Origin of the sequence: Streptomyces sp. SM1, assembly GCF_002910825.1 — a bacterium.
Classification (GTDB): domain Bacteria; phylum Actinomycetota; class Actinomycetes; order Streptomycetales; family Streptomycetaceae; genus Streptomyces; species Streptomyces okerensis.
The window spans coordinates 1-10,317 of the sequence record NZ_NEUB01000613.1; the positions used below are offsets into that span (position 1 = coordinate 1).

The 10,317-nt window shown below is 71.3% G+C and carries 10 protein-coding genes and 2 pseudogenes; 7 read left to right on the forward strand and 5 right to left on the reverse strand.

From position 1 onward, the window contains the following. Positions 1–489: 489 nt before the first annotated feature. From B9S61_RS15325 to B9S61_RS15335, 3 genes are all read left to right on the forward strand, one after another. Positions 490–960, forward strand: coding sequence for a GNAT family N-acetyltransferase (locus tag B9S61_RS15325; RefSeq protein WP_103542769.1), 471 nt, complete (start codon positions 490–492; stop codon positions 958–960). 18 nt (positions 961–978) lie between these two features. Then, positions 979–1,800 carry a serine hydrolase gene (locus B9S61_RS15330; protein ID WP_103542766.1) on the forward strand — a complete coding sequence of 274 codons (822 nt, stop codon included), beginning with the start codon at positions 979–981 and terminating at the stop codon, positions 1,798–1,800. A gap of 66 nt (positions 1,801–1,866) precedes the next feature. Then, positions 1,867–3,399: a PLP-dependent aminotransferase family protein gene (locus tag B9S61_RS15335; protein WP_103542767.1), complete on the forward strand. Its 1,533-nt coding sequence runs from the start codon at positions 1,867–1,869 to the stop codon at positions 3,397–3,399. Here B9S61_RS15335 and B9S61_RS15345 read toward each other — a convergent pair. Further along, positions 3,315–5,090 carry an MFS transporter gene (locus tag B9S61_RS15345; protein ID WP_258039664.1) on the reverse strand — a complete coding sequence of 592 codons (1,776 nt, stop codon included), beginning with the start codon at positions 5,088–5,090 and terminating at the stop codon, positions 3,315–3,317. The genes B9S61_RS15335 and B9S61_RS15345 overlap by 85 nt on opposite strands. An 85-nt stretch (positions 5,091–5,175) precedes the next feature. Continuing rightward, a pseudogene (locus B9S61_RS43450) lies at positions 5,176–5,508 on the reverse strand (hypothetical protein); the annotation flags it as partial. On the opposite strand from B9S61_RS43450, the gene B9S61_RS41560 reads away from it, so the two are divergent. From B9S61_RS41560 to B9S61_RS15360, 3 genes are all read left to right on the forward strand, one after another. Beyond that, on the forward strand, positions 5,431–5,658 hold the full coding sequence (locus B9S61_RS41560; RefSeq protein WP_219819917.1) for a hypothetical protein: 228 nt from the start codon (positions 5,431–5,433) through the stop codon (positions 5,656–5,658). The pseudogene B9S61_RS43450 and the gene B9S61_RS41560 sit on opposite strands and share 78 nt — an antisense overlap. A 149-nt stretch (positions 5,659–5,807) precedes the next feature. Continuing rightward, positions 5,808–6,407 carry a hypothetical protein gene (locus tag B9S61_RS15355; protein WP_103542768.1) on the forward strand — a complete coding sequence of 200 codons (600 nt, stop codon included), beginning with the start codon at positions 5,808–5,810 and terminating at the stop codon, positions 6,405–6,407. After that, positions 6,404–7,303: a nucleotidyl transferase AbiEii/AbiGii toxin family protein gene (locus tag B9S61_RS15360; protein ID WP_258039665.1), complete on the forward strand. Its 900-nt coding sequence runs from the start codon at positions 6,404–6,406 to the stop codon at positions 7,301–7,303. Before B9S61_RS15355 ends, B9S61_RS15360 begins: the two co-directional genes overlap by 4 nt. A 105-nt stretch (positions 7,304–7,408) precedes the next feature. Here the strand turns inward: B9S61_RS15360 and B9S61_RS15365 are convergent. From B9S61_RS15365 to tnpA, 3 genes and pseudogenes are all read right to left on the reverse strand, one after another. Further along, a pseudogene (locus tag B9S61_RS15365) lies at positions 7,409–7,720 on the reverse strand (hypothetical protein); the annotation flags it as partial. Positions 7,721–7,761: 41 nt separating this feature from the next. Further along, the gene (locus B9S61_RS41565) at positions 7,762–8,466 is read right to left on the reverse strand and encodes a hypothetical protein (RefSeq protein ID WP_219819916.1); all 705 of its coding nucleotides are present in this window, start codon (positions 8,464–8,466) and stop codon (positions 7,762–7,764) included. 162 nt (positions 8,467–8,628) lie between these two features. Next, the gene (tnpA, locus tag B9S61_RS15375; RefSeq protein ID WP_103542771.1) at positions 8,629–9,045 is read right to left on the reverse strand and encodes an IS200/IS605 family transposase; all 417 of its coding nucleotides are present in this window, start codon (positions 9,043–9,045) and stop codon (positions 8,629–8,631) included. Positions 9,046–9,070: 25 nt separating this feature from the next. Here tnpA and B9S61_RS15380 point away from each other — a divergent pair. Then, positions 9,071–10,317: transposase (locus B9S61_RS15380; RefSeq protein ID WP_258039666.1), on the forward strand; the 1,247-nt coding region annotated here is incomplete at its 3' end.

Consider the following 10,317-nt stretch of genomic DNA (forward strand, 5'->3'; position numbering starts at 1 on the left):
CCTCCGGACGACTTCACCATCGGCTTATACGTCCGGTCTCTTGCCCGATGCCAGGCGTGGTCAGACGGGTCTCTCCTGTTCCGGCCCAGACTGTGCACACGTGCCGCCCCCCATACCCCGGGAGAACCCCGAAGGCTGACCCCGGAACAGGGCCCTCGGGACGTGGCCTTCGCCCGGACATGAGGGGCTCGGCTTCTCCGCTGTACGTGTGACGAGGCTGCAAGGTTCGCTTCACGCTACGGCCCGCGTGCTTGCTCCCTCCAAAGAGGCACTCGACATCCCGCTCAGCCCGCCGCGTCTCCACGACGAACCGGGACCTGCTACCGGGCACTCCGGTGTCTACCCGGACGGGACTTCCACCCGCGAGCCTGGACCAGCTTTCAGGACGCAACATGCCGCCACGCTAGAACGCTGGAGTGCACTCCAGGCAAGCGGCGCAGCCGGGAAATGAACGGGACGCGGAGGGCGGTGGCTGATTACCGTGCGGGCCTGACCTCAGTACGCCGTGCGACGCCGAAGGACGCGGAGGAAGTGCTCCGGCTGCGTCAGGTGATGATCGACTCGATGGCCCGATCCGGCCCGTCCACCCGCTGGCACACCGAGTCCCTTCCGGTGCTGCGCGCCAGACTGGCCGAGCCGGAGGGGAACTTCGCCGCGTTCGTCGTGGACCATCCGGAGCGGCCGGGCGCGCTGGCGGCCCTGGTGGCCGGCACCGTCGACTACCGCATCGGCGGCGCGCGCAACCCGTACGGTCTGGACGGCTCCGTGTTCAGCGTCGCCACCGATCCGGACGCGCGCCGTCGCGGGTACGCGCGCGCCTGTGTGCAGGCGCTGCTGGAATGGTTCCGTGACAGTGGCGTGCGCCGCGTCCGGCTCACCGCCTCCTCGCAGGCCGAACCGCTGTACGTCTCCCTGGGCTTCAGACGCCGGCCCGACCCGTTGCTGGAGCTGACGCTGTGAGCGCTTAGTCTCGGTGGCATGTCGTTGAAGAGTCTCGCGCTGATCGAGAACTGGCCGGTTCCCACCGCGGCGGCGGGTGTCGTACGGGCGGACGGTACCGTCCTGGGCACCCGGGGCCCGGCCGCCCACCGCTTCCCGCTGGCCTCGGTCACCAAGCCGCTCGCGGCGTACGCGGTGCTGGTGGCGTACGAGGAGGGTGCGATCGAGCTGGACGAGGCGGCGGGCCCGGACGGCTCGACGGTGCGGCATCTGCTCGCGCACACCTCGGGGCTGGCCTTCGACGAGCACCGGGTGACCTCGGCGCCCGGAGAGCGGCGGCTGTACTCCAACGCCGGGTTCGAACAGCTGGGGGACCATGTCGCCAGGGCGACGGACATCCCGTTCGGGGAGTATCTGCGGCAGGCGGTGCTGGAGCCGCTGGGGATGACGGCGACCACGCTGGAGGGCTCCCCGGCGAAGGACGGTGTGTCGACGGCCGAGGACCTGCTGCGGTTCGCCGCCGAGGTGCAGGCCCCGCGTCTGCTGGACCCGCGCACGGTCGCGGCGGCGATGACCGTGCAGTACCCGGGAACCAAGGGGGTGCTGCCGGGCTACGGCCACCAGAACCCCAACGACTGGGGGCTCGGGTTCGAGATCCGCGACTCCAAGTCGCCGCACTGGACGGGCGCGTCGTCGTCGCCGCGTACCTTCGGCCACTTCGGCCAGTCGGGCACGTTCCTGTGGATCGACCCGGACGCGGGCGCGGCGTGCGTGGCGCTGGCCGACCGTGCCTTCGGGCCGTGGGCGGCCGAGGCGTGGCCGCCCTTCACGGACGCGGTGCTGGCGGAACTGCGCGGCTGACCTCCGCGCACCCACCGGCCGGGCGCCGGGCGGGACTTCGGGGGAGACTTCAGGGGGACGGACGTCATGGGATCGACCGAGTTGCTCATCTCTCTGGACCGGGAGGGCGGTGCGACACTCCAGCAGCAGGTGTGCGACCAGGTCACCGCCCTGGTGCGCTCGGCGCGGCTGCGTCCCGGCGACGCGCTGCCCGCCTCGCGGGAACTCGCCCAGCAGCTGGGCGTCTCCCGTACGGTGATCATCCGGGCGTACGAACTGCTGCGCGCCCAGGGGATCCTGACCGCCCGGCGCGGTTCGGGCACCCGTGTGGCCGAGCTCCCCGCCGACGGCACGGCGGGGCGTGCCGCGAGTGGTGGGGGCCGGTCCGGAACCGTGCAGACGGTCCCCGCCCCGCCCAGGCCCACCGACGAGGGCAACCCGCTCTGGCAGCCGTGGGAGCCGCCGCCCGTCCTCCGCCACCCCGGCAACGTCCTCGACTTCCGGCACGGCACCCCCGCGCTCGCCGCGTTCCCGGTCGCCCGGTGGCGCCAGTCGCTGCACGAGGCCTACGGGCGGGCCGACGCGTCCACGCTCGGCTACGGACCGGCGGAGGGCTCGGCGACCCTGCGGGCGCGGATCGCCGCACTGGTGCGGCAGAGCCGGGCCGTCGACGCCGGGCCCGAGACCATCATGGTGACCGGCGGCGCCACCCAGGCGCTGGACATCCTGGTGCGGTTACTGGTCGGTCCCGGGGACGTGGTGGTGATCGAGGACCCCAGCCACACCGTGCTGCGGCAGGTCTTCGGGTGTTCCGACGCCGCCGTCGTGCCCGTGCCCGTCGACGAGGAGGGTCTGCGGGTCGCGGACATCGACGCCCGGGTGCGCGCCCAGGGGCACGACCCGGAGCGGGTGAAACTGGTGTACGTGACGCCGTCGCACCAGTTCCCCACCGGTTTCATCATGTCGCAGCCGCGCCGCCGGGCCCTGATCGCCTGGGCGCACGAGCGCGGTGCGACAGTCCTGGAGGACGACTACCACAGCGAGTTCACCTTCACCGCCGAGCGGCTGCCCGCGCTCGCGGCGGAACGGCACCGGGACACCGTCGTCTACGTCGGCAGTTTCAGCAAGACGCTCTTCCCGGCACTGCGCATCGGGTACGCGGTGCTGCCGCCGCATCTCGTACGGCCGTTCCTCGGCATCAAGTGGATCACCGACCGGCTCACCCCGGCCGTGTCCCAGGAGACGCTGGCCGACTTCATCGCGACGGGCGCCTACGCCCGGCACATCAGCCGGATGACGCGGCTCTACCGGCAGCGCAGAAGGCGGCTCCTGGAGGCACTGTACGAGCACTTCGGCGCCGAGGTGCTCATCTCCGGGGAGGCGGCGGGGCTGCACGTCCTGGTCACCTTCACGGGAGCGCGCGGGGTGCCGGAGGAGGAAATCGTGAAGCGGGCGGCCGCACGCGGGGTCCGGACATACCCCGCGTCCGGCTACTACGTCCTCGACCCGCCGGCCGAACCGACGTTCCTGGTCGGCTACGCCGCGCTGACCACGGCCCGCATCACCGAGGGCGTCGCCCTGCTGACCGCGGCGGTACGCGAGGCGACGGCCCGGATCTGACGCCCCTCCGCCACCCGGTCCGTCCTCCTCCACACGTGGGGGCTCCCCCGCCACGCCGTCCCGCGTCCGGCGCCGCCCGGTACCGTGTCGCGCCGTCCTACACCACGCGGTTCGCAGGCGCTCCGACCGGAGCCGGCCGGCTCGGTGGCGCCCGGTCCAGGGCCCGCTCCAGGCGGCGCGCCCGCACCAGCGGGCTGGGCCGCCACTGCCGGTAGACGTCCAGCACGGCGCCGGGGATGTCCGTCTCGCGTTCGGTGGAGAACTCCTGGGCTATCAGCTCCGCGGGGAACAGCGGCGCCAGGTCGTCCGGGGTGAGGGGCTGCCGGGTGCCGGGGTGCAGCATCGGATCCAGCGGCTTGGGCAGGTCCGCCACCACGTTGTACCAGGTGGTGGGCAGTTGGTCCTCGGACAGCAGGAACTTGGTGCGGTTCACGGGTACTTCCCCCTGTGTTCGTCGTTGCTTCGGGACGGTTGGTCCAGGTGGTGGCCGGCGCCTCGGCCGTCTTCGGCGGGAGGGCGGCGGTCGCGGGCCTGATCCGCAGGACGGCGTAGGCGGCCATGCCGACGAGCGGCGCGGCGAGCAGGGTGAGGAAGACGGGCTGGTGGCCGTGGGCGGTCCACAGGGCGCCGAGGCCCGCGGGCACCGCGAGCCGGGCGAGGCCCAGGACGAAGCCGTTCAGCGCCATGAAGGTGCCGACCCGGCGTTCGTCGACGTGGTCGGCGACGTAGGTGGGCACGATCACCGAGACGATGATCTCGCCGAGTGTCCAGATCACCGTGGACAGCAGGATCGCCGGCAGCGAGAAGGCGACGACGATGACGGCCAGACCCGCTGCCCAGAGCGCTCCGCTGACCAGGAGCAGCAGTTTCGTGCCGTGGCCCCGCATGCGCTTCTCCAGGAACAGCCCGAGGCCGACCACGACGACGCTGTTGATGGTGTAGACGGCGCCGACCAGCCCCGCGGACTCGTCCAGGACCGTGGTGACGGCGAGCGGCAGCGTGTACTCGAGGCCGATCAGCGGCACCACGTAGAAGAACGAGACGAGCACCACCAGCAGGACGTGGTGATGTCCGAGCGGGCCGGGGCGCGCCCTGTCCTTGCGGTTACCCACCCTGCGGTGCCGGTCGCGTGGCACCCACAGGGCGATCAGCACGGCGCACACCAGGCCGGCGAGGATGTTCCCCGCGAACATGATGTCGTACGAGTACGCCGCCGCGAGGCCGCCCAGCAGCGGGCCGACGCCCATGCCGAGGTTGTTGCCGACGTAGTTCACCGTGTAGGCGAACGGCCGCTGCTCGGGCGTGGTGAGGTCGGCGACCAGGGTGTTGGCCGCCGGTCCGAACATGCCCATGCCGACCAGGGCGACGAAGAGCAGCCCCGCGTACGTCCACGGGGGCCCGTCCGGCACGGCGAGCCCGAGGTACCCCGCGGCGTTCAGCAGCAGCGAGCCGAGCAGGGCCGCACGCCTGCCGCGCAGGTCGCACAGCGGCCCGCTGAGCAGGCTGCCCACGAGCAGGCCGGTGCTGCCGACGGAGATCAGCAGGCCGGCCTCGCCGGCGCTGAGGTCCTTGCCGCGCACCAGGTACACGGCGAGCAGCGGGAAGACGAACATGCCCGCGCGGTTGATGAAGGAGGCGAGGAACAGCACCCGGAGCGCCGCGGGGAGTTCCCTGAACCGCGTCAGCCACATCGGTCACGCCCGCCCGCCCGTCCGCCGCGGCGCCGACCGGCTCGCCCACGCCCGGGCCGGGGGCAGCCGGCGCCGTCTCCACACGGAAGGCGTCCCGTACGGTCTTGAAGCGGGCCCGTACGTCCTCGAAGTCGGTGCCCTCGCACACGTACCAGCCCAGCACGTCGTTGGAGGCGGTCGGCGGGGCGATGACGTCGCCGACCGTCTTCCACACGTCGGCGTCCAGCACCTTGTCGAGTGACTTCAGTTCGTCCGGGCCGGTGATGGCGGTGACGAGGCCGTACCGGTCCGAGGCCAGGTACTCGGTACCGATCTCGGGGCCCAGTCGTGCTTCCGTGCGGTGCGCCGGATCGAGTTCCAGGCGGCACCACTCGCCCGCGAGGTTGATCCCGCGTCCGGCCTCGATCGCGGGGACGATGGAGCCGCCGCCGGCCCTCGCCCCCGCCTCCCCGAACACCACGTCGCCGTCGTCGAGGAGGAAGAACTCGGCGTGGACGACGCCGGTGCCCAGACCGAAGCCGCGCAGCACCACGGTGTTGAGGTCCAGGATGCGCTGCTCGGCCGGTGACAGGCCGTGCTTGCGGGATACGGTGCCGCCGGGCTCGTCGCGGTACTCGAGGATGGAGTAGGTGTAGGTGTAGCACGTTAGTTCTGCGCAAGCGGGGCGCGTCAAACTAAAGTATCCTTTGAGTTTCGCGACTGACTCAAGGTGGTCATGTGCTCAAGGACGGTTCCGACAGCCGAGCTGCCCTCTGGCGGACCGCGGCTGGTCAGCGCGGCTACTTCACCGCCGCGCAGGCGGTGGACGCCGGGTACTCCTATCAGGCCCAGCGCTACCACGCCCAGCGCGGCAACTGGCTGGTGATCGACCGGGCGCTCTACAGGTTCAGGGAGTTCTCCGACCTGCCGGACGAAGGCGACGAACAGCTGGTGCGCTGGTCACTGTGGAGCAAGGGAAGAGCCGTCGTCTCTCACACCACCGCACTCTCGGCCCACGACCTCGGCACGGCGAACCCCGCCCGTATCCACCTCACCGTGCCCCGCGGCTTCCGGCAGAAGTCGGACGCGGTGATCCTTCACCGCGCCGAACTGACGCAGCCGGACATCGAGGACCGGATGGGATACCGGGTGACGGCACCGCCGCGCGCCATCGCCGAGTGCGCGGCAGCCGGGGAGGACCAGGACATCCTGGACGCAGCGGTGAGCGAGGCGCTGGAGCGCGGGACGACCTCCCGCCGGAGGCTGCTCCACGCCGCCCAACTGCTGGGCCCGCGCGCAGAACTGGGCGTGGAGCGGGCGTTGGCGGCGTCGTCGTGACCGGCCGGTACCGAAACGCCGCCGATCTGCGCCGTGCCCTGGAAACCCGGCTGAAGCAGGATGCCGACAGGTCGGGAACCGATCTCGCCCGTAGCCGGCGCCTCGTCGCCTTCGACCGTATGGCGGCTCGTCTCGCGGAGGACCGGGCCGGCGGCTGGGTTCTCAAGGGCGGCGCGGCCATGGAGTTCCGCCTGACCGGACGTGCCCGCACCACGAAGGATCTGGATCTGTCGCTGAGACCGGCGGATGGCTCGGACGCGGAGGGCCATGGGGTCCGCGAGCTGCTGATCGACGCCTTGGCGGCAGACCTGGACGCCGATGGGTTCCGCTTCCGGGTCGGTCCGCCCGTGGCGTTGACGGCGGACGCGGTTGGCCGTGGCGGCTGGCGGTATTCCGTCGAGGCCCACCTCGCGGGCAAGGTGTTCACGGGGGTCAGGGTGGATGTCGTGGACCGTGGTGAGGAGATCGCACGGACGGAGCTTCTCCCCTTGCCCAACACGTTGGGGTTCGCCGGCACCCCGCAGCGTGCGATCGAGACAGTGGACCGCCGACAGCACTTCGCGGAAAAGCTGCACGCCCTCACCCGCGACTACGGCGACCGTCCCAACACGAGAGTCAAAGACCTGGTGGACCTTGTCCTGCTGGCAGAAGACGGCCTGCCCGGCGACGCCGCACTGGTGGAGGTCGTACGGCACGTCTTCACGGTACGCGCCACACACGAGGTGCCGGGCGAACTGGCTGACCCCCCTCCCCGGTGGCGGGACAGCTACCCGGAACTGGCGCAGGACCTGGTCACCGAGGTTCCGCCGACAGTCGATGCCGCACTCGGGCTGGTAAGAAGGCTGTGGGCGGCGGCCCTCGTCGACGAGTCGAAGAGTGCCCGGCAGCCGTCATGAGCCGGTGGCCGGGCGGCGAACCGCAAGGGGGCAAGAGGCTCGCGGATCGCGGTGCCCGCCGCCCGGTGCCGAGGTGGCTGTCGCCCCGGCACCGGGTGCACCGGATCACTCCTCGTCGCGCAGCCTCGCCGCGAGAGCGGTCAGTTCCCTGACGGGCTCCGTGTGGCCCAGGGCGGTCAGGCGGGTGATCGCCGCGTCGAGGCGGGTGAGGGCGGGGGCGGGGCGTTCCAGGTAGACGCCCTCCACGACACCCGCCAGGCGGACGGACTCGGCCCACTCGCCGGCCCGGGCCGGCTCCGGGCCCGGCTCACCGAGCAGCCCGAGGGCCCTGTCCAGCGCGGTCAGGGAGTCCTCGTACGCACCCGCGTAGGCGTTGACCCGGCCGTGCTCGAAGGCCAGGGCGGCGTCCAGCGGCCGGGACGAGGTGGAGCTGGCCCTCGGGCGGCTCACGGAGGCGCTCACCGACCTCGGCGCCGGCTGGGACCCGCCGAGGATCCTCGACGGCTCCCTCTCCCGGGTGGAGCTGTTCGGTGCCCCGTCGACCGCGCCCCGTGGATGAGGAGAAGGCCATGAACCGTTCGATCCTGGTGGTCTACCGGCCCGCCGCCGGCCGCTACGCCGCCCAGTTCCGCAGTGTCGTGACGGCCGCCGCCGGCCTGGGTGTGGCCACCGTCGTGCTGCTGCCCACCGGGTGGCAGGCACCGGAGGCCGAGGGCCTCGCGCAGTACCACGCCGACCTCGACGACCCGGCGGCCGTACGCGCCGCCGTCGACGGGATCGTCGCCGAGCACCGCGTCGAGCGGATCTTCCCGCTGTTCGAGGGCGATGTGCTGCCCGCCGCGCGGGCCCGGCGCGACCACGGCATCCCGGGCCTCACCCCCGGCCGGGCGCTCAACTTCCGCGACAAGAACGTGATGCACCGGCGGGCCGAGGAACTGGGCGTGCGGGTCGCCCGGTCCTGCCGCCCGGACACCATCGGCGCGGTCGAGGAGTTCGCCGCGCGGGCGGGCTACCCCGTCGTCGTCAAGCCGTACGCGGGATGGGCCTGCGGCCGTACCTACCGGGTGGACGGCCCCGACGCGCTGGCGCGCGTCTGGGACGAGATGGGCGACGACCGGCACGAGTACCGGGTCGAGGAGTTCGTCCACGGCACGGAGTACCACGTCGACTCCCTCTTCAAGGACGGCGAACCCGTCTTCGCCCAGCTCTCCCGCTACTGGGACTATTCGCAGTGCACCGGGCTTCAGCCCGGTGGTGAAGCGAATCTGAGAACTGCTCTGACCTCAGCCGTGTGCATGGATTGGCACTGTTCACCTCAACCCGGGTCAGAGCGGCCGGTTCTGCTGCTCGGTGTACTGCTTCACGATGCTGAGCGGTGCACCGCCGGCCGACCCGGCGAAGTACGAGCCGGACCACAGACGTTGTGCCCGCCAGTAATGGCGGACGAGGTCGGGGAACTCCTGACGGAGGCGTCGGGAGGACACGCCCTTGAGGGAGTTCACCAGCCTGGACACGGCGACCTTCGGCGGGAAGTTCACGAGGAGGTGGACGTGGTTGTTCTCGCCGTTGAACTCGACCAGCTCGGCCTCGAAGTCCTCGCACACGGCCCGCATGATTTCCTCGCACCGCGTCAGGTGCCGGTCGCCGAAGACGGAGTGCCGGTACTTCGTCACGAAAACCAAGTGGACGTGCATGCGGAAGATGCAGTGGCGACCTGTACGAACGTTCTCATCGATACCCATAAACCAACTGTGTAGCATGATCGGCGTGCAGCTTCGGTACAGCTTCCGCCTGTACCCGAGCGCCGGTCAGTGCAGCGCGTTGTCACGGGCGTTCGGGTGTGCGCGGGTGGTCTACAACGACGCGCTCCGCGCCCGGGAGACCGCCCGCAGCCAGGGGCTGCCGTTCCCCAAGACCGGGGACCTGTCGAAGGCGCTCATCACCGAGGCGAAGAACGCCCCGGAGCGGGCCTGGCTCGGCGAGGTCTCGGCGGTCGTCCTCCAGCAGTCGCTGCGCGACCTGGACACCGCGTACCGGAACTTCTTCGACGGGCTGAAGGGCAAGCGCCCGCGTATGGGTGCGCCCCGGTACAAGTCCCGCAAGGACACCCGGCAGTCCGTGCGGTTCACGGCGAACGCCCGCTGGTCGATCACACCTGGGCGGAAGCTGCGTCTGCCGAAGATCGGCGACCTGAAGGTCAAGTGGTCCCGATCCCTGCCCTCCACCCCGTCCACGGTGACCGTGGTCAAGGACAGTGCGGGCCGGTACTTCGCGAGCTTCGTCGTCGAGACCGGCCCCGGGGAACTGCTGCCGCAGTCGATGCCCGAGGTGGGCATCGACCTCGGGCTGGGGCACTTTGCGGTCCTCTCGGATGGGACGAAGGCCGACAGCCCGCGGTTCCTGCGCCGGGCCGCCAAGCGCCTCAAGAAGGCCCAGCGGGACCTGTCCCGCAAGGAGAAGGGCAGCAAGAACAGGGACAAGGCCAGGGTCCGCGTCGCACGGGCACACGCACGTGTCGCGGACGCGCGCCGCGAGTTCCACCACCAGCTCTCCACGAAGCTGATCCGCGAGAACCAAGCGGTCGCCGTGGAGGACCTGGCGGTGAAGGGGCTCGCCCGCACGCGCCTGGCCAAGTCCGTGCACGACGCCGGATGGTCGGCGTTCGTGAGCATGCTGGAGTACAAGGCCGCACGGTACGGGCGCACCTTCGTCCGCATCGGCCGCTTCGAGCCCACGTCTCAGGTGTGCTCGCAGTGCGGCGTGAAGGACGGCCCCAAGCCCTTGCACGTCCGTGTGTGGACCTGCGGGGCCTGCGGGGCCGTCCTGGACCGGGACATCAACGCGGCGGTCAACATCGCCAGGGCGGCCGGACTGGCCGTGTCAGCCTGTGGAGCGCAGGTAAGACCGGGACTCGTCCCGGCACCGCGCGGCGAAGCAGGAACCCACTCGACACCGCAGCCTGCAACGGCGCGGCAGGCGGGAATCGCCGTCCTTCAGGGCGGCGAGGATGTCAA

Bases quoted from the DNA above. Each gene is read 5' to 3' on its own strand.
- B9S61_RS15330 (WP_103542766.1), top strand. From the start codon at position 979: ATGTCGTTGAAGAGTCTCGCGCTGATCGAGAACTGGCCGGTTCCCACC.
- B9S61_RS15335 (WP_103542767.1), top strand. From the start codon at position 1,867: ATGGGATCGACCGAGTTGCTCATCTCTCTGGACCGGGAGGGCGGTGCG.
- B9S61_RS15345 (WP_258039664.1), bottom strand. From the start codon at position 5,090: ATGTGGCTGACGCGGTTCAGGGAACTCCCCGCGGCGCTCCGGGTGCTG.
- tnpA (WP_103542771.1), bottom strand. From the start codon at position 9,045: ATGGGTATCGATGAGAACGTTCGTACAGGTCGCCACTGCATCTTCCGC.